The 23,138-nt window shown below is 70.3% G+C and carries 22 protein-coding genes and 1 pseudogene; 7 read left to right on the forward strand and 16 right to left on the reverse strand.

The features are described 5' to 3' along the window. Window positions 1–104 precede the first annotated feature (104 nt). The 3 genes and pseudogenes from ABD161_RS13760 (at window position 105) to ABD161_RS13770 (ending at window position 2,590) form a co-directional block, all read left to right on the forward strand. The gene (locus tag ABD161_RS13760) at window positions 105–296 is read left to right on the forward strand and encodes an alpha/beta fold hydrolase (protein WP_344004087.1); all 192 of its coding nucleotides are present in this window, start codon (window positions 105–107) and stop codon (window positions 294–296) included. A 27-nt stretch (window positions 297–323) separates the two neighbouring features. After that, window positions 324–914: pseudogene (locus tag ABD161_RS13765) on the forward strand (alpha/beta fold hydrolase); the annotation flags it as partial. Between the two features lie 506 nt (window positions 915–1,420). Then, window positions 1,421–2,590, forward strand: a complete 1,170-nt coding sequence (locus ABD161_RS13770) for an RtcB family protein (RefSeq protein WP_344004090.1) — start codon at window positions 1,421–1,423, stop codon at window positions 2,588–2,590. A 66-nt stretch (window positions 2,591–2,656) separates the two neighbouring features. On the opposite strand, the gene ABD161_RS13775 is transcribed toward ABD161_RS13770, so the two are convergent. The 13 genes from ABD161_RS13775 to ABD161_RS13835 all read right to left on the reverse strand — a co-directional run bounded on the left by ABD161_RS13775 (window position 2,657) and on the right by ABD161_RS13835 (window position 14,475). Next, the gene (locus tag ABD161_RS13775; RefSeq protein ID WP_344004093.1) at window positions 2,657–3,154 is read right to left on the reverse strand and encodes a hypothetical protein; all 498 of its coding nucleotides are present in this window, start codon (window positions 3,152–3,154) and stop codon (window positions 2,657–2,659) included. Window positions 3,155–3,243: 89 nt separating this feature from the next. Next, window positions 3,244–3,801 (reverse strand): NADPH-dependent FMN reductase, encoded by a 558-nt coding sequence (locus tag ABD161_RS13780; protein WP_344004096.1) that lies wholly within the window; start codon window positions 3,799–3,801, stop codon window positions 3,244–3,246. Window positions 3,802–4,004: 203 nt separating this feature from the next. Beyond that, the gene (locus ABD161_RS13785; protein WP_135115453.1) at window positions 4,005–4,511 is read right to left on the reverse strand and encodes a hypothetical protein; all 507 of its coding nucleotides are present in this window, start codon (window positions 4,509–4,511) and stop codon (window positions 4,005–4,007) included. 79 nt (window positions 4,512–4,590) lie between these two features. Beyond that, entirely contained in the window at window positions 4,591–4,764 is a 174-nt protein-coding gene (locus ABD161_RS13790; protein WP_344004101.1) for a hypothetical protein, read from the reverse strand. 113 nt (window positions 4,765–4,877) lie between these two features. Beyond that, window positions 4,878–5,810, reverse strand: a complete 933-nt coding sequence (locus tag ABD161_RS13795; protein WP_344004106.1) for a phosphodiesterase — start codon at window positions 5,808–5,810, stop codon at window positions 4,878–4,880. Next, entirely contained in the window at window positions 5,807–6,868 is a 1,062-nt protein-coding gene (locus ABD161_RS13800; protein WP_344004109.1) for a LacI family DNA-binding transcriptional regulator, read from the reverse strand. Before ABD161_RS13800 ends, ABD161_RS13795 begins: the two co-directional genes overlap by 4 nt. Beyond that, window positions 6,865–7,737 carry a glycerophosphodiester phosphodiesterase family protein gene (locus tag ABD161_RS13805; RefSeq protein WP_344004112.1) on the reverse strand — a complete coding sequence of 291 codons (873 nt, stop codon included), beginning with the start codon at window positions 7,735–7,737 and terminating at the stop codon, window positions 6,865–6,867. The genes ABD161_RS13800 and ABD161_RS13805 overlap by 4 nt, the downstream gene beginning before the upstream one ends. Beyond that, entirely contained in the window at window positions 7,734–9,530 is a 1,797-nt protein-coding gene (locus ABD161_RS13810) for an ABC transporter permease (protein WP_344004115.1), read from the reverse strand. Before ABD161_RS13810 ends, ABD161_RS13805 begins: the two co-directional genes overlap by 4 nt. Continuing rightward, window positions 9,527–10,570 (reverse strand): ABC transporter ATP-binding protein, encoded by a 1,044-nt coding sequence (locus ABD161_RS13815; RefSeq protein ID WP_344004117.1) that lies wholly within the window; start codon window positions 10,568–10,570, stop codon window positions 9,527–9,529. Before ABD161_RS13815 ends, ABD161_RS13810 begins: the two co-directional genes overlap by 4 nt. After that, window positions 10,567–11,637: an extracellular solute-binding protein gene (locus tag ABD161_RS13820; RefSeq protein WP_344004120.1), complete on the reverse strand. Its 1,071-nt coding sequence runs from the start codon at window positions 11,635–11,637 to the stop codon at window positions 10,567–10,569. Before ABD161_RS13820 ends, ABD161_RS13815 begins: the two co-directional genes overlap by 4 nt. Window positions 11,638–11,875: 238 nt before the next feature. Then, window positions 11,876–13,588 (reverse strand): DNA/RNA helicase domain-containing protein, encoded by a 1,713-nt coding sequence (locus tag ABD161_RS13825; RefSeq protein ID WP_344004123.1) that lies wholly within the window; start codon window positions 13,586–13,588, stop codon window positions 11,876–11,878. Beyond that, window positions 13,569–13,895, reverse strand: coding sequence for a nucleotide pyrophosphohydrolase (locus tag ABD161_RS13830; protein ID WP_344004126.1), 327 nt, complete (start codon window positions 13,893–13,895; stop codon window positions 13,569–13,571). Before ABD161_RS13830 ends, ABD161_RS13825 begins: the two co-directional genes overlap by 20 nt. Window positions 13,896–13,962: 67 nt before the next feature. Then, complete coding sequence (locus tag ABD161_RS13835) at window positions 13,963–14,475, reverse strand: HNH endonuclease (protein WP_344004129.1); 513 nt, start codon at window positions 14,473–14,475, stop codon at window positions 13,963–13,965. A gap of 192 nt (window positions 14,476–14,667) precedes the next feature. Between ABD161_RS13835 and ABD161_RS13840 the strand changes: the two genes are divergently transcribed. Beyond that, complete coding sequence (locus ABD161_RS13840; RefSeq protein WP_344004132.1) at window positions 14,668–15,144, forward strand: SRPBCC family protein; 477 nt, start codon at window positions 14,668–14,670, stop codon at window positions 15,142–15,144. A gap of 192 nt (window positions 15,145–15,336) precedes the next feature. Here the strand turns inward: ABD161_RS13840 and ABD161_RS13845 are convergent, their stop codons facing one another. From ABD161_RS13845 to ABD161_RS13855, 3 genes are all read right to left on the reverse strand, one after another. Continuing rightward, window positions 15,337–17,205 carry an adenylyl cyclase gene (locus tag ABD161_RS13845; RefSeq protein ID WP_344004135.1) on the reverse strand — a complete coding sequence of 623 codons (1,869 nt, stop codon included), beginning with the start codon at window positions 17,203–17,205 and terminating at the stop codon, window positions 15,337–15,339. A gap of 174 nt (window positions 17,206–17,379) precedes the next feature. Beyond that, window positions 17,380–18,831, reverse strand: coding sequence for an FAD-dependent oxidoreductase (locus ABD161_RS13850; protein WP_344004138.1), 1,452 nt, complete (start codon window positions 18,829–18,831; stop codon window positions 17,380–17,382). Next, window positions 18,828–19,154, reverse strand: a complete 327-nt coding sequence (locus ABD161_RS13855) for a hypothetical protein (protein WP_344004141.1) — start codon at window positions 19,152–19,154, stop codon at window positions 18,828–18,830. Before ABD161_RS13855 ends, ABD161_RS13850 begins: the two co-directional genes overlap by 4 nt. A 191-nt stretch (window positions 19,155–19,345) precedes the next feature. Here ABD161_RS13855 and ABD161_RS13860 point away from each other — a divergent pair, with 191 nt between their 5' ends. The 3 genes from ABD161_RS13860 (at window position 19,346) to ABD161_RS13870 (ending at window position 22,890) form a co-directional block, all read left to right on the forward strand. Beyond that, window positions 19,346–20,476 carry a hypothetical protein gene (locus ABD161_RS13860; protein WP_344004144.1) on the forward strand — a complete coding sequence of 377 codons (1,131 nt, stop codon included), beginning with the start codon at window positions 19,346–19,348 and terminating at the stop codon, window positions 20,474–20,476. Between the two features lie 701 nt (window positions 20,477–21,177). Then, window positions 21,178–21,528, forward strand: a complete 351-nt coding sequence (locus ABD161_RS13865; RefSeq protein ID WP_344004147.1) for a YrdB family protein — start codon at window positions 21,178–21,180, stop codon at window positions 21,526–21,528. A 3-nt stretch (window positions 21,529–21,531) separates the two neighbouring features. Continuing rightward, on the forward strand, window positions 21,532–22,890 hold the full coding sequence (locus ABD161_RS13870) for an FAD-binding oxidoreductase (protein ID WP_344004150.1): 1,359 nt from the start codon (window positions 21,532–21,534) through the stop codon (window positions 22,888–22,890). Window positions 22,891–23,138: the final 248 nt, after the last annotated feature.

Here is a 23,138-nt window from a genome sequence, read left to right on the forward strand (position 1 = left end):
CCCAATCGGTGGATAACTCGCGTGAACGGCAACCTGTGGACGAGAGACCGGCCGCGGCGTCGGCTTCATCGGCGCGCCGTCATCTCCTTTACCTTCGAAGCCTGATGAGCCTCGATCGCCACCTCACCCGCCCGAGCGCGGACATCGCGTTCGCCGACAGCGGTGCCGGCGAGCCCGTGGTCGTGCTGACGCACGGCGCAGGCGTCGACCATTCGATGTTCGACGCGCAGGCGGCATCGCTCGCGCGGCGCGGGGTCCGCGTGATCCTCTGGGATCTGCGCGGGCACGGGCAGTAAACCCTCGCGGACCGCGCACGGTTCACCGCCGCCGACGCCCTGGACGATCTCGACGCGCTGCTGCACACCTGCGGCGTCGAGTCGCCAGTGCTCGTCGGGCACTCGCTCGGGGGCAATCTCGCGCAGGCCTTCGCGCGCAGGCACCCAGGGCGCGTGGCGGGAGTGATCGTTCTCGACTCCGCCTGGAACGCGGGCGCGCTCTCGGGGCCGGAGCGCCTCGCGGTGCGCGTGGCCGCGCCCGTGCTGTCGCTGATCCCGGCGCGCACCCTCCCCGGCCTGATGGCACGGGCCTCGGCAGAGTCGCCGGATGCGGTCGCCCGCACGGAGGCCGTCTTCGCGCGCATGCCCAAGCGCCGCTTCCTCGACGTCTGGAAGGCCACGACGACGTTCGTCTCGCCCGATCCCGGCTTCCATTCCCCTGTGCCGCTCGCGCTCCTCCGCGGCGCCCGGGATCGCACCGGCAACATCGCCACGGCCATGGCGCGGTGGGCGGCCGCCGAGGGGGTCGTCGAGCACGTCATCCCCGACGCCGGCCACATGGTGACGTGGGACGCTCCCGAGGCGGTGTCGCGCGTCCTCATCGAGGTCCTCGACGACTGGGGCCTCCTGCCGGCGTGACGGGCGCCCGCGGCATCCCATGCCACCGGAGCTGCGCAGGACGCGCACCCAGTCGCAGGACCGCCCGCCCAGTCGCAGGATCCATGGTGCGGATGTTGCGACGCACGTCCCATACGCATCACCAGCCCCGCCGATCCGACAACCGAGCACCCGGCCCGACGACCGAGCACACGCCCCGACAACCAAGCGCCCGGCCCGCCGACCCCACCCGTCCGTTGACATCCCGGGCGTGTCGCCGATACGGTGGCAAGTCCGTGCCGACCGGCACGGGACGAAAAGGCAGGCCGAGAGGACGCTCGTGAGCGCGAATCAGCAGCTCAAGCCGGTTCTGGACAACCCCCAGAACCGCGACGAGTCGTGCCCTCCGGCGCAGGTCGTCTAGCCAGCCTCAGCTGACTTCACGCCCCGCACCGAAAGGTCCGGGGCGTTTCTTTCTGCGTACGCGCGGGAGGGCATCCCGGATCACCGAACCCGCCGCCCTCCCTCCACACACAAGGAAAGGAATCATGGAGAGGCTCTCGAAGCACCTGCTGTCGTGGGCGTCGCTTCTGGACGAGCTCACGCTCGAGCAGGCGCGCGTCTCGTCGCAGATGCCGTTCATCCACCCGCACCTGGCCCTCATGCCCGATGCCCATCTGGGCAAGGGCGCGACGGTCGGGTCGGTGATCCCGACGCTCGGCGCGATCATGCCCGCGGCCGTCGGGGTCGACATCGGCTGCGGCATGATCGCCGTGCGCACCCAGTTCACCCGCGAGCACCTCGCCGGACGCGACCTCGCGCCGCTGCGCGAGGCGATCGAGCGCGCGATCCCCCTGTCGGCCGGACGCGACAACCGCAAGGTCGTCGCCACCGCCGAGCCGAGGGTCGCCGAGCTCGAGCGGCTCGCCGAGCGCGCCGAGTTCGATCCGGCGAAGTACGCGGGTCACTGGCGTCTGCAGCTGGGGTCGCTCGGATCCGGGAACCACTTCATCGAGGTCTCCGTCGACGAGGAGGACCGGATCTGGATGTTCCTCCACTCCGGATCGCGCGGGGTCGGCAACAAGATCGCCACGCACCACATCGGCGTCGCGCAGCGGGCGGCGAAGCAGTGGTGGATCGACCTGCCGCACCCCGACCTCGCTTACCTCACCGAGGGCACGCCCGAGTTCACCCGGTACATCCGGGAGCTGCGGTGGGCGCAGCACTTCGCCCTGCTGAACCGCGAGGAGATGATGGATCGCGTCGCGCGCCAGCTCGGCGAGTTCGTCGGCGAGCAGGTGATCGAGCACGAGCGGATCAACTGCCACCACAACTTCACCGAGAAGGAGAAGCACGCGGGCCGCGAGGTGTGGGTGTCGCGGAAGGGGGCGATCCAGGCCGACCTCGGCCGGCCGGGTCTCATCCCGGGCTCGATGGGCACCGCGTCGTACGTGGTCGAGGGCCTCTGCAACCCGCTGTCGCTCAACTCGTCGCCGCACGGCGCCGGCCGCGAGCACTCGCGATCGGCCGCGCGGAAGCTGTTCACCCACGAGCAGCTACGCAAGGCGATGGCGGGGATCGAGCACCGCGACACCGACGCGTTCCTCGATGAGATCCCGGCGGCCTACAAGCCGATCGACCGGGTCATGGAGGACGCGGCCGACCTCGTGACCATCCGGCACACGCTGCGTCAGCTCGTCAACGTGAAGGGCGACTGACCGGCGGCGGAGGTCCGCATCCCACCCGGGGTGCGGGCCTTCGCGGCGCCGTGCGCGTGCCACACATCAGTGGATCACCCGATCTTCGGTGAACTGGAGCAGATCATCCATGAACCGGATGAACTGCTCCGCGTACTCCTGCGAATCGAACCATCCGAAGAACTGCTGCTCGGGATGGTCGATGCCGAGCATGCCGTACTCGCTGCCGTCCGGTGAGGGTCCGACGCACAGCAGCGTGCCCGGTCGGGCGCCGTCCTCGTCGAGCACGCACCACAGCACGCTCGTGTGCCCGGCCGGCTCGATGAAGGCGCGCTCCCCCGTGCCGCGGCCGGGGACCTCCGCGTTCGCGATCAGCCGGATCCGCTCGGCTGCCTGCTCGGCGGTCTCCTGGTTCATGAAGCACCCGAGCCGGGCGAGCCGCCCGCCTTCGTCGAGACCCACGATCCAGTGGTCGACGTCTGGCGCGCCGCCGACGAACAGCTCACGCTCGCGCAGCGAGGCGTCCGGTTCGATGGTCCGCACCGCCCAGTGTCCGAGGGTCACGAAGCTCGCATCTGTGGTCATGTCCCGACGCTACGAGCGCGCGGCGCGGCATCCTGCTCCCCCGGCGCTCACGCGGAACAACCCAGGCGATCCAGGGGGCTGGGGACGACTCAGCGCAGCGTCTTGAGCGCCCCGGCCCACCGCTCGAGCTGCGCGAACATGTCCTGCGCGAGCGGCGCGTGGTGGTCGCCGGGCGTGAACTCCGTGAAGTCCACGAAGTCGGTCGCGAGCAGGAAGTTGAGCTGCTGCCGCACGTCCGCGATCTGCAGCTCGGCCGCGATGGCGCGCAGGTGCTCCACCGCGCGGGCGCCGCCGAGGGATCCGTAGCCGACGTAGGCCGCGGCCTTGTCGTTCCACTCGGCGTAGGCGTAGTCGATGGCGTTCTTCAGTGCGCCGGATGTCGAGTGGTTGTACTCGGGGGTCACGAACACGTAGCCGTCGAACGGCGCGATCGTGGCGGCCCACTTCTTCGTGTGCTCGTTCTTGTACTGCCCCTGGGACGGCGGGATCGGCTCGTCCAGCAGCGGCAGCGGGTGGTCGGCGAGGTCGATCAGCTCGTATGTGGAGGGGCGGCCCTGGGCCTGCTCCATCACCCAGTCGGCGACGGCCTTGCCGTTGCGGCCGGGGCGAGTGCTGCCGAGGATCACGGCGATGCGGAGGTCGGTCATCTCTGCTCCTTCAGTCGTCGGAGCACCGATCCTCGCAAGAGCCCGGATGGATCACACCCGGGTTGACAGGATCGCGACCGGTCGCCGACCGCCCCCGGTCCTCGACCGCAACGGGTCGTTGAGCGGAGCGAAGCGGAGTCGAAACGGGCTGAGCGAGCGCCAGCGAGCCGAAGCCGCCCCGCACACGCGCCGCTACAGCGGACTCAGCAGTTCGGGCAGACCCCGGTCAGCGGCATCACCTGGAAGCACGACATGCAGACCTTGCCCTCGCGGGGCTCGCTCGCGGTGCTGCGGTGCGAGGTGGCGCGGGGCGTCGAACTGCTGCGCGGCGCCGAGGGACGCTTGGCGCGGTCGGCGAGCGGACGCTCCCGCGTCTCGTAGTGGGTGATTCCCCACGCGCCGCGGAACCGGCGGCTGGGCCAGCGCGGACGGTCTCCCGCGAGGCGCTGCGCATCCGCCTCGGACCGGAAGCCGGTGGTGTAGCCGTCGTGCACCTCGAGGGCGGGACCGCCGGCGACGCGCTCGATCTTGAAGTACGTGCGGAAGCCGACGAAGGCCGAGGGCCCCGCGTCGGCGGCGATGCGCCGCAGCAGCTCGAGGTTGCCGACGGGCGTCCCGTAGCGGACGAACGCCTCCTCGATCGAGGCGAAGGTGACAGCCCGACCCTCCTTGGCGTGGTCGACGGATCGCTCGGGCGTCACAGTGGTCATTCTCCAATCCTCCCACCTCCCGCCTGGGCGCACACCGCCCTGTCCCATCGACGCCCTCCGGCGTCGGGCGAGCTGCCGCTCAGCCGCAGTACGAGCACACCCCGGTCAGCGACAGCACACTGAAGCACGTGGGGCAGACGCCGCCCTCGCGCTGCGGCTGCCGACCGATGGCGATCTTGTCGCGATCCGTGCGGCGCGTGCGCTCGCTCGGGACCTTCCGGGCTTCGCCCTGAGGTTCCGCCACGTCAGTCATGCTCGTTCCTCTCACCGGAGCCGACGGATCCAGGATCCTCCGCGCCGCTGAACGACGGGAGACGACCGGATGAACGCTGCGCCCGCCCCCGACATCAGCCCACGGCCCCGGCGTCAGTCCGCCGGCACCGACGTGCGCGCCCACTCGGGTGCACCGGCGTTGGCCGACGCGGGGATGACGATCCCCTCCTGCCGCAGCCGCTCGACCGTCCCGGCGGCGTCGACGAAGCGGCCGACGGTCGCCGCGCCGGCGGCCGGGACGACGGAGTGCATCACGGTGCGCTCGTACACGTGAACGAAGTTCACCGTCTGCGCCGCGTCGCGCCCGCGCGTCCCGCGACCCGGCGTCAGCAGGTCCTGGGTGTAGCAGGTCGACGAGGCGACCGAGACGGGGATGCCCTCGAAGGTCGCGGTCGTGTTGTAGTGGAAATGGCCGCCCAGGATCGCGCGCACGTCGCTGCCGCGCAGCACCTGGGCGAGCGCGGGCTGGTCGTGGAGCTCCACCGTGACGGCGAGGTCCTGCAGGCACGGGATCGGCGGATGGTGGAGCGCCAGCAGCGTCCCCTCGGGCGCCGGCTCGGCGAGCACTCCCCGCAGCCACTCCAGCTGCGCCGGCTCCAGCTCGCCGTGCGCGTGACCGGGCACGGTCGAGTCGAGCACAACGATCCGCAGTCCGCCGAGCCACTCGACGCGGTCGTAGGGCTCGGTCGTCGGCTCGGCGTCGAGCAGCGTGCGCCGCATCGTGGCGCGGTCGTCGTGGTTGCCCATGACCCAGATGATCCGGGCGCCCATCCGCGCGGCCGCCTCCTCGACGACGGAGCGCAGCTCGGCGTATGCCTCGGCCTCGCCCGCGTCGGCGAGGTCGCCGGTGAACACGAGCGCCTCGGGACGGATGCCGGTGTCGGCGACGGTGGCGAGCAGCTCCCTCAGGTGGGCGCTCGCGTCGGCGACGCCGCCCAGCCGCTCGCCGGGCATCACGAAGTGAGTGTCCGAGATGTGCACGAGGAAGTGGTCGGGCAGCGGATGCTCCGCGATCCGGAGGGTCATCGAGGCTCCTGTTCAAGAGGTGGCGCGACGGTGGCGCCGGACAGCAGGCGCCCGGGGATGAGCTCCCGGACGATCCCCTGCGGCGGCTCGTCGCCGATGAGCGCGGCGATGTTGGCGATGGTCCGCTCGGCGAGGCGCTCGACGCCGATGCGGTAGCTCGTGAGGCCCAGCAGGTCGATGCCGGGCAGGATGCCGTCGCATCCGCTGACCGAGACGTCGCCCGGCGCGGACAGCCCGGCGGCGTCGAGCCGGCGAAGCAGGTGAAGCGCGCGCAGATCGGACGGGCACATCACCGCCGTGACCTCGCGGCGACGCACGAGGTCGACCGCCTCGTCGGCGCCGTCGGTGAACTCCACGGCGGGCACGGGCACGATGCTCACGCCCCGCGCGGCGAGCTCGGCGGCCATTCCCGTCGCGCGGATGTACTCGGGGTACGACGCGTGCTCCTGGGTCACGATCACCGCGACCGAGCGGTGCCCCTGGTCGGCGACGTGCGCGGCGAGCGCGCGTGCCGAGATCCGCTCGTCGTACGACACGGCGTGGATGCGTCCGCTCTCCTCCGGACGACCGGCGCGGATGATCGGGATGCGGTCGCGGAACGGCTCGAGCTGCGAGCTCGTCACGCCGCCGGTGGCGACGATCAGGCCCGCGACCCGCATCCCCATGAGGCGGTTCAGGCTGTCGATCTGCCGGCTTCCGCGCGGGTCGCTGCTGATCGTCATCGAGATCAGCGTGATGCCGGCCTCGTGTGCGGCCTCCTGCAGCTTGGTGAACAGCAGGCCGTATGCCGGGTTGGCGGCGTCGCGCAGCAGCAGACCGACGACGGAGGACCCGCGCGAGGCGAGCTCGGACGCCATGATGTTCGGCACGTACCCGAGCTGCTCCGCGATCGCGAAGACGCGGGCGCGGGTCGCATCCGACACCTTCCCCTGGCCGAGGAACACGCGCGACACCGACGAGCGCGAGACCCCGGCCGCCGCGGCGACGTCCTCCATGGTCGGTCCGCGCGGGGGCGCGGCGGGCTCCCCGTTCGGACGCGCACCGGCCTCGTCGCTCACACCCGCACCGCCCTTCGTGCTCGATAGGCGTGAAGCAGCCACGGCCAGTCGGTCTGGATCGCGTCGATCCCGAGATCAAGGATGGCGCCCCATCCGTCATCCGGGTCGTCGAACAGCGAGCGCTCGTCGTCCAGGCCCGCGAACAGCGGCGGGCCGGAGGTCAGCACCTCGGCGTTGACCATCGTGAACACGCCGCGGTCGCGCAGCCCCGCGATCACGTCGGCGTCGAGGAACGGCCCGTCGGGCTCGGTCGCGATCAGCTCGAGCCCGATGGTGTTCAGCGCCTGGTCGTCGAGGATCCGCTCGGCCTCCGCGAGGGTGCGGCAGATCGGCATGAACGGGTACGGCTCCGGATGCGCGCGCAGCAGGGCAAGGCTCGCCTCGTCGGCCGCCCAGCACTTGAGCAGCACCCGGTCGGTCACGCCCTGCTCGTCGAGCCAGGGAAGCAGCGTGCGCCACCGCGGCCACGAGCGGTCGAGGTTGATCAGCGCGTCGTCGGGCAGCGCCGCGAGCACGTCGCCGAGCTCGGGCACCCGGCCGGCACGCGCGGATCCGGCGATCCGAAGGTGACGGAGCTCCCGGATCCGCGCGGCCGGCAGGGTCGCGAGGTTGTCGGGCACGCCGAGCAGGATGGGCTCCATCCCGTCGTGGAAGGCGAAGAACACCCCGTCGCTCGAGGCGACGGCGTCGACCTCGACGATGTCGCCCCCCGAGCGCAGCGCGGCCCGCACCGCCTCGATCGTGTTCTCGGCGACGGATCCGGCGGCGACGCCGCGGTGCACGACGATAAGCGCGCCGACCTCGTCGAGCCGCGCGGCGAACCGCCGGTTGACGTGCGCGTGCTCGGGGCGGCCCAGCACCCGCGTCACCGGACGACCTCCGACGTCACGCCCGCCTCGACCGGCGTCGGTGCCACGGCGGATGCGGCGCCCGCCCGGCGGACCCGCCGCCGCCGATCCTTCCGCGTCGCCCGCCCGTAGACGAGCCACATCGTCACACCCGTGATGATCATGAGCAGCACGGTGTAGACGAAGGTGTTCGCGCGCGCGTCGATGTCGACGGATCCGGCGGCCGCGGCCTGGATCACGAGACCGAGCGGCTGGTACAGCGGGTGCGCGAGGAACACGGCGGTGTCGTAGTCGTCGAGCAGCGAGTTGAAGTTCAGCGCGAACACGGCCGCGGCGGTCGGCAGCACGACGGGCACGATGATGCGCCGGTAGATCGTGAACGTGCCGGCGCCGAGCAGCGCGGCGGCCTCCTCGAGCGCGGTGTTGACGCCCAGATACGCGGCCTTCATCAGGCGCAGCGTGAACGGGATCTTCGCGATGACGAACGCGATCAGCAGGATCACCGCGGTGCCCGTAAGCACCGCGCCGCCGACGAGCGGGTTCGGATGGTCGTAGCTCATGATCAGGCCCAGCGCGAGCATGGCGGCGGGAAGGATCCACGGGATGTGAAGCAGGTACTCCAGCGCCGTGGTGATCGCGTTGCGGTGCCGCACGATGATGCGGGTGAGCACGAGCATGGCGAGCACCGCGATGGCCGCGGCGAGCGCGCTGTAGACGACGGATACGAGGAACGGTCGGAGCGCTGATCCCTGGCTCAGCACGCGCACGTAGTTGTCGAGCGACAGGCGATCCAGGGCGAGGGTGCCGGTCTGGATCGCGGCCGAGTCGGCGAACGAGTACAGCACGATCAGCAGCACCGGCAGCAGGTACACGGCGAACAGCACGTACGCCACGGCGTGCACGAGCATGTTGACGATCGGGTTTCGGATGCGCTGCCGCTGCAGCGGCGTGGAGATCTTCGACAGCGAGAAGTAGGTGCCGCCGCGCTCGATGCGGGTCAGGATCGCCAGCATCGCGATCGTGACGAGACCCAGGATCACCGCCAGCAGCGCCGCGATGTCACGCGACGTGGCCGAGGTGGCGAAGCTCAGGATCATCGGGGCGATGGTCTGGAAGTCGCGCCCGCCGAGGACCTGCGGCGCCGACAGGGCGCCGAGGCCCGTGAGGAACGACAGGATCGTGACGGCGAACAGCATCGGCCGCAGCGCGGGCAGCACGATGCGCCACAGGATGGTGCCGTCACCGGCGCCGAGATTGCGCGCCGCCTCGATCATCTGGAAGTCGAGCTTCGCGATCGCGGGCGACAGGAACAGCAGGTGGTTGGTCGTGGTGGCGAGGGTCATCACCATGAGCACGGCGGGGAAGCCCTGGAACCACTGCGGGTCCATGTCGGGGAACCAGCCGACGAGCAGCGAGGTGATGATGCCGTCGTCGCCGTAGACGAAGCGGTATCCGGCGGCGAGCACGATGCCGCCGTAGATCAGCGTTGTCGCGTAGCCGAGCCACAGGATCCGCGATCCGGCGATCCGGAAGTACCGCGTGACGAGCACGATGAACACGCCGACCACATTGGTGCTGATGGCGAGGGCGAAGGCGAGGAGCACGCTGTTGCCGAGCGAGCGCAGGGCGCGCTCCGAGCTCAGCAGCCGCTCGATCGCGCTTCCCGAGAACGCGCCGTCGGGGAAGAACGTCTCGATCAGCAGGTTGGCGTTGGGCCACACGAGGAACGCGACGATCGCCCATCCCGACACCAGCAGCGTGATGACGGTGAACGGCGAGCGCAGCATCCGCCGCGCGGAGGCGGCGCGGCTCACGCGACCGCCTCGGCGACGCGCGCGGCCACGCGGCGTCCGGTCTCGTCGTACTGCAGAACGTGTGCCGGGTCGATCGCGAGGTCGACGCGCGATCCGGCGACGGGCGCCGGGCCTTCGTCGGGCCGCACGAGCACCTGCACGCGGGCGCCGTCGGCGAGCACCGTGCAGCTCGTGTGCGTGCCGTGGTAGCGGGTGCCGGCCACCTCGCCGGACACTGTCACTCCCCCGGCGGATGCGCCCGGGCGCAGGATGCGCGGCCGCTCCACGCGCAGGTACGACGACGCGGCGGCGGGCAGGCCGAGCCGCTCGACGAGCGCGGACGTGAGCTTGGAGGCGGCGCCGACGAACGTGCAGACGAACTCGGTGGCCGAGTTCTCGTAGATCTCCTGCGGGGTGCCGACCTGCTCGATCCTGCCGGCGTTGAAGACGGCGATCCGGTCGGACATCGACAGCGCCTCGTCCTGGTCGTGCGTGACGTAGAGGGTGGTGATGCCGAACTCGGCCTGCAGCGCCTTCAGCTCGCCGCGCAGCTGCTGGCGCAGCTTGGCGTCGAGGTTGGAGAGGGGCTCGTCGAGCAGCAGGATCTTCGGCTGCATCACGAGGGCGCGCGCGATGGCGACGCGCTGCTGCTGTCCGCCGGAGAGCTGATCAAGCGTGCGGGTGAGCTGCTCGTCGCTGAGCTCGACACGGCGCGCGACCTGGGCGACGAGCTCGTCGCGGCGGCGGCGCGGAACCCGGTTCACGCGCAGGCCGAAGGCGATGTTCTCGGCGACGTCCATCGAGGGGAACAGGGCGTAGTTCTGGAACACCATCCCCACCTGGCGCTTGTCGCTGGGGAGGCGGGTGACGGCGCGATCCTGCACGTAGATCTCGCCCCGCGTGGGCTCGACGAACCCGGCGAGGGCGCGCAGCGCGGTGGTCTTGCCGCACCCCGAGGGGCCGAGGAGGGTGAAGAACTCCCCCTCGGCCACCTCGAGGTCGAGATCCGGGATCGCGGTGAAGTCGCCGTAGGTGACCTCGACGTTCTCGAATCGGATCACGGGATGTACTCGAGCTCGATCTTCTCGACCCAGGCGGGCAGGTTCTCGGCGACGACGTCCCAGTCGATCTCCTGGCGGGGAAGGTTCTCGTGGAACTCGACGATCTCGGGGTCGGCCTCAGCGATCGCGCCCTCGTTGACCGGCATCGAGTCGAACTCGGCCGACCACGCGGCCTGGGTCTCGGCGCTGCCGAACCAGTCGATGAACTCCTGCGCCTGCTCGGTCTGGTCGGTGCCCTTGACGATCGCGACCTGCTCGACGGCGTAGGGGACGCCGACCTCGGGGCGGACGACCTCGCTGTCGATGCCGTACTCCTCCTCGCGCGAGGGAAGGCCAGAGGTCCACATCTGGCCCATGTCGACCTCGCCCTCGGCCATGCGGGCGTACAGGTCGGTGTCGGGGACGGCGGGGTTGCCGTGCTCGAAGTAGGCGGCGACCTGCTCCCAGCCCTCGTCGGAGACGCCGAGGTCGCCCGACTCATCGAGGTAGCGGGTCAGGATGCCGGCGAACACAAGCTGCGAGGTGGCACCGCCGAGGTCGGGGACGCTCTCGTAGCGGCCCTGGAAGGCCGGGTCGGTCCACAGGTCGGTCCAGTCCTGCGGGGCGTCCTCGGGCGTCGGGTAGGCCGCGGTGTTGTAGGCGAGCACGATTCCCTGCTGCACGAGGGGCCAGTAGTAGCCCTCGCCCGACGGGTCGCCGAGCGCGGCGTCGACCTCGCCCGACCACGACGGGGTGTAGGGCTCGATCGTGTCGGCGGCGATCAGCTGCGAGAAGTACATGTTGTTCAGGCCGAACACGACGTCGGCGACGGGGTTGCCTGCCTCGGCGATGAGCTTCTCGGTGGTGTCGCCGCCGCCCTGGCCGACGATCTGGATCTCGAAGCCCGCCTCGGCGGCCTGCGCGGTCAGCCACTCGGCGCGGCCGTCGGCGTTGGAGTTGGTGTAGACGATCAGCGGCTCGCTGCTCTCGGCGGCGGCCTCGGTCGGGGCGCCCGCCGAGCAGCCGGCGAGGAGGGTCAGGGTGGCCGCGGCGCTCACGGCGACAGCGGTTCGGGCGTACTTGTGCACGGCTCGGTGATCCTTCGCTCTGGTGGGGGTGGGGTGCGGGATGAGCGTCCCCTCGATCTCGAGGGGGAGCGCTCTCCCCACCCCTCGACCTTGACGAGCGCGGGTGACGCCGGGCTGGATTCCGTGCGACGAGTGGGTGAACAGCGGTTGGGCAGGTGTTAACCCGGAGCGGGGAGGTGGGGAGAGCGCTCCCCCACCGCACGAGCCTTCGGAGACCAGAGCGTCGCTCTCGGCGGGCTCAGGCGAAGTGCGGACGCAGGCGCTCTCTCAACGCCGGGTCACAGACATAGAGGAACGTCCCGCGCATTCCGCGCGTCATGAGGACGCTGTAGATGTTGCGGACGTACGCGAGGAGATCCTCGTCGCTGTACGTGAGGCCGAGAACGGGATTGTTCCGCTTGCCCGCGGCGTCGTGGTAGTTCGAGCGATCGAAGACCGTGCGTCCCAGCGACGCGTCGTAGCGGAGGTCGTTTCCGATGATCACGCCCGCGTAGTTGAGGTCATACCCCTGAACAGTGTGGATCGATCCGACCTCGCCGAAGGAGTTCGCCGAGTTGATCCAGTCGGTCGAGGTGCCGTTCCAGCGCAGCTGCTGTCCGTCCAGCTCGATGTCGAACGCCGTCGGATCCGCCTTCGAGCGCCACGGCCAGGCGTAGCCGGCGACGAGGCGAGCGAGACCGAACTGCGCCTCTCGGTCGCGGATGTCGTCGTACATCTCACCGAGGTCGTCGTACAGGCGCAGCTCGTAGTCGCCGAAGTCCGGTCGTGCGACGGTCTCACCGGCGAGCACCCGCTTGACCCAGGCGACGTAGTCATTCCCGCCCGCGACGCGCATCTGCGACCACAGGATGTGGTGACGGCCGGCGCCCTTCGCCTCGGCGACGAGTGCCGCCTGGACCTCTCGCGGGAGATCCGCCGGCCGAACGCTCTGATCGGTGTCGAGCAGGAAGATCTGGTGGTCGCTCTGCGCGCGGATCCAGTCCAGCTGCGTGATGTCGAGCCGATCCGCCCCGAACAGCCGCTCGGTGATCTCCCTGCGTCGGATGTTCAGCACCGCGGCAGGCAGGGCCGCCCGCTGTGCGAGCCGGTGCGCCTCGTCGACGATCAGCACGTCGAAGCGATCCGCGCTCTCACCCACCTCGAACGGGGTGAGCACCTTGACGCGCTTGAGCCCCGGGATGCGCCGGAACACCCGTTGAACCGACTTCCGCAGCGACTGCTGCGGGATGACGAAGCCGAGCCGCCGCCCATCCAGCAGAGCCCGCTTCTCGCCGACGAAGAACTCCGAGAAGCGCTCGTCCGCTTCATAGAGATCTGCGGGATCGAGCGACCTGATGTCCTCGAGCAGCTTCAGCAGATAGATCGCGACGATCGTCTTGCCCGTGCCCGGTCCGCCCTCGATCACACTCGTGCTGCGGCTGCCGCTGTCGAGATCCTCGAACAGGGAATCGAGGATGTTCTCCACGGCGGCGGCCTGCGCGTCGTTCAGCGCCTTGAACGGCGACAGCTTGAACAGGTCGCTGTTCTCGATCGCGCGTACGTCGCGCGTGAACATCCCATCGGCACGCAGCTGCTCGAAGATCTCGTCGAAGGTCTCGCGGTACGTGGCGCGATCGAAGTACTCGTAGTCGACGAGGCCCGCATTCGCGTTGATCACGCGGAACTTCTCGTCGCCACTGAACCACCGGATGAGGTGCGACTCCAGGTCGAGGCAGGCCGACTTGTTGAAGCGGTCGTCGAGAACGACCTTCAATTGCGTCATCTGCCGCTTGCGCGCCCGGTGCTGCTCCATCCGCTTCGCCGCGTTGAGCGTCTCGCCGACATAGACCTCACGGCCGTCGTCGAGCACGTACACGACGGGCCAGTTCTGCAGCCTTCGCTCGATATCGAGCTTCATCGCCTCCGGAGTGCGGTCGTTGAACCGCAGTCGCTCAATCCGGAAGCCGGTCATACTTCACCGCCGATCCCCGCGCCTTGTCGGCCGGGTACTTCGCACGCGTCTTCTCGAGCTTCTCGAGCACGATCTCGTCCGCATCCACACCGAGGCGGTCGGCCAGCAGCAGGCAATAGGTGAGGACGTCCGCCAACTCGTCGCGCACCTCCGCGGCATCGGCGGGCTCGCCCCATTGGAAGCACTCGAGCAGTTCTGCGGCCTCGATCGCGACGCTCTTGGCGAGATTCTCCGGCGTGTGGAACTTCGCCCAATCGCGCTCGGCGACGAATGCGCGCAGCGCACCGAGTACCGCGTCGTCCGTCATGGTCACACCGTATCGACAGTCACGGCCCTCAGCGCGCGATGCTCGGGCAGCACCTCGGAGCCGGATCTCATACCGGCTCGGTCGGCGTACCGGTGAGAGGCGGCGGCTGAATCGAACTGCGACTTGCGGCGATGCGCTCCCGGATCAGATCCACGGTCTGCTCCGACTCACGCATCAGTTCGAGAATGGCGCGATGGTTGTCCCAGTGCTTCTTCCACAGATCGTCCCCGGCGACGGCCTCGAAGTCGACCTTGGTCGGGATCTCCCATGCTTCGAAGCGCGCCAACCGTTCGATTCGCTCCTCGAGGTCCGGAATGCCACGAGTAGACGGTGAGAGGCGAGCGGGCCCCCGCATCCACGTCTCCCAGTCTTTGTTGCCTTTGCTCTGGTTGCACTTGCCGCACGCAGGCACGAGGTTGTGAATCTCGGAGATGTACCCGGTGGGCTTCTGACCCACCACCAACGGACGAAGATGATCCCACTCGGTGGCGGTGTCACCGCAGTACGCACAGACGACAGCCTCGTCCATGCCCAGGATGCGGAGCGCTTCGTCAATCTGCTCCTGAGTGGGCGGGATCACGGGGATTATCCCGTTCACGAAAGAATTTGTGATGCTCGAGGATCGTCCGGTAATTCGAGCGGCTTTGGGCATCGCGAACCGCGAAGCAGATGAGCGTGGCACGCGCTCGACGCTAGCGGCGATCCCTGTCCACGACTGGCATTGCCGGTGTTAGCCTGGCCCGCGCCCGCCGAAGCTCAGCCTGGAGGATCCGTGGCCTCGTACACCGTCAGCCGCTCCGTGGTGATCGACGCGCAGCCCGAGCAGGTGTTCCCGTACATCGAGCGCTTCCCCGAGTGGGTGAAGTGGTCGCCGTTCGAGGGGTCGGATCCCGAGCTGCAGCGCGTGTACCGCGGCGCGCCGGAGGGCGACGGGGCGATCTACGAGTGGTCGGGCAACGCCAAGGCCGGCGCCGGGATGATGACCATCACCGACGTGACCTCGTGCCAGGTGCACGTCGACACCGAGTTCTTCCGCCCGTTCAAGAACAAGACGCGTCACGTGTTCGCGGTCACTCCCTCGGGCGGCGCCGCGACGACCGTGACGTGGGAGATGCACGGCGAGCACACCGGCCTCGTGGGACTCGTATCGCGCGTGCTGATGCCCATCGAAAAGTTCATGGGCCCCGAGTTCGAGAAGGGGCTCGAGGCCCTGAAGCGCGTCGTCGAGGGGGACGCCGCGGTCGAGTGAGGGCGCGGGGCGGGTTTCGGGGTTTCGACTCGCGGAGACCCGCACTGAGCGAGCGAAGCGAGTCGAAGTGTCGCTCAACCAGCAAGTGGGTCGCGGGCGCAACCAGCGAAGGTGCTCAACCAGCAAGGGCGGTCAGAGCACGTGACGGCGCCCCGCCCCGCTCAGGCGAGCGGGACGGGGCACCATCCCCGCTCACTCGGAGGGGTACTCCACGACGAACTGCGGCGTGCCCGTGTTCGTCATGTCGGCCTGACCGCCGACGCCGTTGACCACGTGCTGCACGGTGCCGGCCGACAGGTTGACCGTCATGATGTGGTGCAGCTGCACACCCGGCGTCTCGGGCACCACGAAGCCGTTCTCCGTGACGATCGACGGGTTGTTCTGGTTGAACACGTACACCCCTGCGCCGTCGAGACGGTGCGTCGTGACATCCGGCGCCACCGTGTAGCCCGGATAGCCGAGCGTGCCGTCGGGCTGGGTCCAGTCGGCCTGCGTGGGCGGGTCGTAGGGCAGCTCGTTCTGGTACAGGATCACCCGGCCGCGCTCGCCGTTCCACAGCGTGTTGTACCGCTGGAAGTGCTCCACGAACAGGCCCGTCGCCGTGACGTCGTCGCCGTTCACGATCACGCCGTTGTGCCCGGTGTTGGTGCGCCAGCGATCCGTGTCGCCGTTCACGCCCTCCGTGAAGCCCTCGACGCCGTGGTCGCCGCGCCACACCCAGGTGTGATCGATCAGCACGTGGTCCGCGTTGATCTCCAGCGCGGTCGTCGTCTTGCCGATGTGCGGACCGCCCACCCGGAAGTAGACGTCGCTGAGCGTGATCGGATCCGCCGGATCCAGCTTCTTGCCGACGTTCGCGTCGCCGACGCGCAGCAGGACGGGAGACAGCTCGGTGCCGGCGTCGATCGTGACGCCCGCGATCACGATTCCCGCGGCGTCCTTGACCTCCATCGGCACCACGCCGCCGCTCGCAGTGAGCGTCGCGTGGCCCATGCCGAGCACCACCGTGCCGGCGCGCTTCACCTTGATGGTGCGGTCGATGTCGTAGACACCCGGAGTCAGGATGAGGTGCTCGCCGCGCGCGAGCGCCGCGTTGATCGTGGCCTCGCTGTCGCCGGGCTTGGCGATGAAGAAGTCGTCGATCGGGATGGTGCGCCCGGGCGTCTCGCCGTCGTCCCAGCTGACGCCGCTCGAGTCGCGCTGCGCATCCGGCACCCGCACGTTGTAGTCGCCCTCGTCGTCGACGAAGAGGTACGGCTTCTCGCGCGACAGCGGCGTCTGGTCGACGGTCGTGTACGGCGGATCCGGGAAGGTCGCGTCATCCGGAGCGCCGACGACGCCCGAGAACACCTGGTTCCACACCGCGTTCGACCAGCTGCCGACCTCGCTGTTGCGGATCAGCCACTGCTGCTGCGAGCCGTTCACCACCGCGGGAAGCTTCGAGTCGGCGATGAACCCGCCGCTCGCGTACTGCGGACCGGCGGTGCAGTAGTCCATGAGCGAGAGCGTGCCGCTCGGCACGTGCAGGCGCCGCAGGCTCACCGCCTGCGACACGGCCCAGAAGTTCGCGCTCTGGCGGCAGCCATCCTGTCCCGCCTTGTCGATGTCGATCCGCAGGTTCGACAGGGTGCGCCAGAAGTTCACCAGCGCCAGGCAGTTGCCCGTGCCGCCCTCCAGGCAGCGGTTGTAGACCTCGACCGCGCCGTGCACAGCGACGTCATCGGGGTTCGCGCCGAGGCCGGCGATCTCGGTGTAGTAGCCGACCCTCACCTGCAGCGGATCCTCCGCCGAGCCGTACGCGCCGGGAAGGAAGTACACCGCCCGCCGCTCGCCGCTCATCTCGGCGTCGACCTGCTGGGCGTGAAGGGCGTCGAGCTCGAACTGGATCTGGTCGAGCGGGGTGTCGGGACCGAAGATCGTGACATTCGGGCCGAAGTCGGGCGCGGAGCCCGTGGCGGCGGTGGCGGGCGTGGCGACGAGGCCGCCGACGACGAGCGCACCGGCGATCGCGGCAGCGCGGATCGCACGGGATCGTCGCGTTCGGACGTGGGGGATGGACATGCGGTTCCTCTCCATTGAGGGCATCGCGCGGCAGCGCGCGATCCGGCACTTACTTACGAGCATGTAAGCATTCGGAGCGGGCGGCGACAAGGGGTGGGTTGGGCGGCTTTGGGGGGAAGCCTTACTCCGCTTCGCTCAACGACCGGGGAGGGGCGACGCCGCCGGCGCCGAGGGTCAGCGCTTCTCGAGGGGCTCGGTCGCGGGGCCCTCGAGCACCGTGCCGTCGGGGGCGAAGCGCGAGGCGTGCAGGGGGCAGTCCCACGACCGCTCCGCGCGGTTCCACTCGAGGATGCCGCCCATGTGCGTGCAGACGCCCGAGACGCGGCAGGTGACGCCGTCGACCTGCGACTCGGCGACCGGATGGAGGCCGTCGCGCGCGACGCGACCCTCCCCTTCCGCGAGCGCTCCGGAGCCGGCCACAGCCCGCACGATCCCGGTCACCGCCGACGCCGCCACGCCCGCCTGGGTCGAGACGAACTCCGCCCCGTCGCGGAGCTTCACGTGCGGCGACAGGTCCCACGGCACCGGGGTGCCCAGGATCTCGCCCGCGATCGTCAGCGCCGCAGCCGCGCCGTTCGTCATTCCCCACTTGTTGAAGCCCGTGGCGGCATAGATGCGGTCGCTCACCGCTCCGTAGAACGGCACGTGCGTGACGGTCTGGTAGTCCTGAGCGGCCCACCAGAGCTCGCGCGTCGCGCCGGGGAAGGCCGCGGTCGTCCACGCGTCGAGCTCGCGCAGCATCCTGTCGGTCTCGCGCTCGCGACCCGTCGTCCACGCGGGCCCGCCGACGACCAGCAGTCCCTCGGCGGTCCGCAGCGATCGGCTCTGCGGGTCGAGCGACAGGTACATGCCCGAGGGCACTTCGCCCGGCACCCGGTATGCCCCGACGAGCGAGCGCGAGGGCTTCAACCGCGCGAAGAACCCCGCCTTGTCGATCACCGGGAACCCGCTCGTCACGACCACCTGGTCGGCGAGCACCGGCCCGCGCGACGTCGTGACCAGCGCACCGTCGTCCGTGACGTCGGCCCCGAGCACGCGGCATCCGGTCACGACGGATCCGCCGTGGTCGCGAACCGATGCGGCGAGCTTCGCGAGCAGACGCATCGGATGGATCTGCCACTGTCCGCGCATCCGGATCGCCCGCGTCACCGGGTACGGAAGTCGGTGATCCTGCCCCGCGCCGAGCAGGTCGACGTCGAGGCCGACGGCGGCGAGGGCCTCGAGCTCCTGCTCGATGCCGCGGTCGCCCTCCTCGGTCGTGGCGTAGGTGAAGGCGTCGCGCTGGTCGATCCCCTCGCCGTCGAGCTCGCCGCGCACCCACTCCTGGCCGGCCCGGTTGGCCGCGACGTACGCTTCGAGTGCCTCGTCGCCGGCGTGCGAGCGGATGCCCGAGAACGTCGACCCCTGCAGCAGCGACAGCTTCGCGGTGGTGTTGCCGGTCGCGACCGCGCCGACGTCCCGCGCCTCGAGCACGGCGACCGTGCGCCCCGCACGGGCGAGGAGCGCGGCCGTGGACAGACCGGCGATGCCGGCTCCGACGACGACGACATCCGCGCGCGCGGGCAACGTCGTGTCGACCTCGATCAGCGGCGAGGTCTCGTGCCAGAGGGAGCGGGGGCCAGTCATCCGGCGAGGCGGGCGACCGGGCGCTGACGTCCGCCGGGCGGGAAGTGCGCGATCGGCTTGGGCTTTGCCGCACCCGACGACGAGGTCGCGGCGACGAGGTCGGCCGCCATCAGCAGCACACTCTGGATCGACGTGTGCCGGGTCGTTCCGCGGGTTCCGTGAACCCACACGACCTCGTACATGAGCTCGTGGAAATCGTCCATCGGGATCCGCTCCACGTAGGCGATGACGCTTGCGGCATCCGACGACGCAACGCTGCGATCGCAGACCCGCCAGGCCCCCTCTCCAAGGGGCACGAGCTCGAGCTGGTGATAGTTGTCCATGGTGTCTGAGCACCTCCATACCGAGTCTCTGTGCCCGCAGGGCCCGTCGAAAGAGGGTTGACACCCCGTCAGACGCCAGGTATTCGATCGACTCGCTAGGGCCGGATCCGGCTCACGTCAACCCCGTTCAGGAGCCGGATCGCGCCGCCCACGATGGAGGAAGACCACCGATCCCCGACCAGGAGGCGGACATGAGCGGCTACTACGAAGACCCCGAGACCCAGGGCACCGACCCGGTCAGCGCCGAGCTCGGCGAGGACGGCCAGGGCGACCTCGCCCCCGAGGACCTCCCCCAGGACGGCGCGGTCGACGAGGGCGGATCCGTCCGGCTCGAGGACGACGTGCTCTCCGACGACCTCGAGGATGTCGGCACCACGTCATCCGACCGCAGCGCGGGTCTCGCGCCGGGGCCGGGCGACGTCATCTACGACGGCGACAACGTCGACACCATGCCTCGCCCCGCGGACGACTTCCGTCCCGCCGTGGATCCGGATGAGCTGGGCTCGCCGGGTGCTGTCGGGGAGAGCTCACTCGACACGGACGCGACGCCGACGGGCACGGGCGGCACGGCGTCCGGGATCGAGACGATCGCACCGGGAGCCGACGCGCGCGCCGAGCACAGCGCCGGCACCATCGAGCAGCAGGAGCCCGTGCACGCGACGTCGAGCACGGCGGGTATGTCGCCGATCGACGCGGCGCGCGGCGGCACGAGCGCCGGGGGCGCGACGAGCGCCGACGACGGAGCGAGCGTGCCTCCGGGCCGCGAGGGCGCCGACTCGGGCGCCGTCGACAGCGTGGGCGTCGAGGGGTCGTCCGACCCCGACGTCGAGCGCTCCAGCCAGAACGACATCGCCGGGGTGGGCCCGGCGTCCGGCCTCGACGCGGGCGACGTCAGCACCGGGGGCGACGGGCCGACCGACGCGGCGGCCTACGAGCCCGGCGCCGGCAACGCGGCCGCCGAGCCCGGAGCCGACCCGCAGGCGGTCAACGACGCGCCGACGCAGCACGACTCGGCCGATCGCGACCTCCCGGGCGTCCCGGATGCCGTCGGCCCGGGCGGCGCCGGCGAGCAGTCCGGCACGCGCCAGGACCTGAACGACACGAACATCGCGCAGCAGGTGCAGGGAATCGTCGTGCAGATGCAGGGTGACCTCGGCACCGACCGCCTCGGGGAGGCGGAGGTGCAGGATGTGCTCGAGCGTCGCCTCACCGATGCTGGCATCAGCGCCGACGTCGAGCAGATCGAGCAGCTCGCCCGCGAGGTCGTCTCGGGCAGCGCCCCGACGGACGTCGGCGAGGGCGAACCCGGCGCGAGCCGCTGAGATCTCCTCGTCCGGCTGGGAGAGCCCCGTCCCCGGCCGGACGAGGGCCAGCGGTCGCCCGCTCAGCCGATGAACCCATCCGGGCGTCGCACACCCTCCGGGCGTCGAACACCTCCGGTCGTTGAGCCCCTTCCGGTCGTTGAGCGAAGTGAGCTTGCGAACGAAGTCGAAACGGGGTGAGCGAAGGAGCGCCAGCGACTGAGTCGAAGCCGACCTGTGCCCACCACGCCCGGCCGGTGGCTTCGACTCGCGGAGACCCGCACTGAGCGAGCGAAGCGAGTCGAAGTGTCGCTCAGCCCGTTTCGACTCCGCTGCGCTCCGCTCAACGACCAGTGGGTCGAACTCCCCTCCGGTCGTTGAGTACCTCCGGTCGTTGAGCGAAGTGAGCTTGCGAACGAAGTCGAAACGGGGTGAGCGAAGGAGCGCCAGCGACTGAGTCGAAGCCGACCTGTGCCGCCCCCGCCCGGCCGACAAGCTGCGGCGGGCCCGCGCAGGCGGAGGGATCGGGTTCCGCCGGCGCATCAGGGTGTCTGGCCGCGTCGTCCGCTCTGCGGGCGACACGGCCAGACGGGTTCCCTGCGAGCGCCGACGGAACCCGAGCCCGCAGCCGGAGCGACCTGTGCCCACCACGCCCGGCCGATGGGTTCGACTCCGCTGCGCTCCGCTCAACGACCGGGAGGGGCCGCCGTAGACTGGAACCCATGCCCGACACCGCTACGCGCCGGATCTCCGCCCTCGACGTGCTGCGCTTCCTGACCGAGCTCGTCGCCGTCGGAAGCCTCGCGCTGTGGGGGTTCCTCGCCTGGTCGCTGCCGTGGAACATCGTCGCCGGGCTCGGCGCGCCGGCGCTCGCCATCCTGCTGTGGGCGCTGTTCGTCTCGCCGAAGGCCGTGTTCGCGGTGCACCCGTTCATCCGGATCGTGGTCGAGCTGCTGATCTTCCTGTCCGCGACGCTCGCGTGGTGGGCCCTCGGCCAGCCGTGGATCGGTCTCGCCGTCGGCGTCGTCAGCGTCGCGGTCGGCGTCGCGGTGGCACGGCGCAACGTCGCCTGACCGATGTCGGTCCTCGAGCGGCTGCGCGCCGAGCTCGGCGAGCTCGTCGACACGAGCCCGGCCTCCCTCGAACTCGCCCGCGCCGACAAGTCGGGGCACCGGGCATCCGCTCCCCCGCTGGCGGTCGTGCACGCCGAGACGGTCGAGGACGTGCAGACGACGATGCGGATCGCCAGCGCGACCGGCACTCCCGTCGTCACGCGCGGCGCCGGCACCGGTCTCGCCGGGGCTGCGAACGCGGGCGGCGGCGAGATCGCCCTGTCCGTGCGGCGGATGACGCGCATCCTCGAGGTCTCCCCCGATGACCTGCTCGCGGTCGTCGAGCCCGGCATCCTGAACGCCGACCTCAACGCCCAGCTCGCCTCGCACGGTCTCTGGTGGGCGCCGGATCCGGCATCCCGCGCGATCTCGACCGTCGGCGGCAACATCGCCACGGGCGCCGGCGGCCTGCTGTGCGCGAAGTACGGCGTCGTGCGCGATGCGGTGCTCGGCGTCGACGTCGTGCTCGCCGACGGACGCCTGATCCGGATGGGACACCGCAGCGTCAAGGGGGTCACCGGCCTCGACCTCACCTCGCTCATGATCGGCTCGGAGGGGACGCTCGGCGTCATCGTCGGCGCCGCCCTGAAGCTGCGGCGCCTGGTGCCGGGCGAGGTCTGCACCGTCGCGGCGACGTTCCCCACCGTGCGGGATGCGGCATCCGGATCCTCCGCGGTCACGGCCGCCGGTATCCAGCCCGCGATCATGGAGCTGATGGATGCGACGAGCCTCGCCGCCGCCCACGCACTGCTCGGCCTTCCCGCGCCGACGCCCGGGGCCTCGCAGCTCACGATCCAGACGGATGGGCCCGCCTCGCGCACCGAGGCCGACGCCATCGCCGAGGTGCTGCGCCACATGGGCGGCACCGTCACCATCACGTACGACCGCGAGGAGGGCGAGCGGCTGCTCGCGATCCGCCGCGCGATGCATCCGGCGATGGAGACGCTCGGCACGGCGCTGATCGAGGACGTCTCGGTGCCCCGCTCCCAGATGACCGCGATGTTCGACGAGATCGCGCGGGTCGAGCGGGCGCACGGCGTGGAGATCCCGACCGTCGCGCACGCGGGGGACGGCAACCTGCACCCGAACTTCATCTTCCAGGGCGACGAGGTGCCGCAGCAGATCTGGGATGCGGCGGATGACCTCTTCCGCTCCGCGATCCGGCTGGGCGGCACGCTCACGGGCGAGCACGGCATCGGCCTGCTGAAGCGCCGCTGGCTCGCGGACGAGCTCGGCCCGGATCAGTGGCAGCTGCAGCGCGACATCGCCCGGGTCTTCGACCCGCAGGGCATCCTCAACCCGGGCAAGGTCTTCGACGCCTGATCAGCGTTCGTCGAGCGAGCGCAGCGCACCCGCGCATCTGTGCGAGCCGTCATCTCGACTCGCAAGCTCGCTCGATAACCGGGTTTGAGCAAAGGGCCTGCGCCCCCGCCGGTTGCTGAGCGAGCGCCAGCGAGCCGAAGCGACCGACCTTAAGCCGCCCGCGCATCTGTGCGAGCCGTCATCTCGACTCGCAAGCTCGCTCGATAACCGAGGTGGGTGCACGCAAAGGTGCGGCAAAAGCACCGAAC

This window comes from Microbacterium paludicola (assembly GCF_039529675.1).
In the GTDB taxonomy this organism is placed as follows: Bacteria; Actinomycetota; Actinomycetes; order Actinomycetales; family Microbacteriaceae; genus Microbacterium; species Microbacterium paludicola.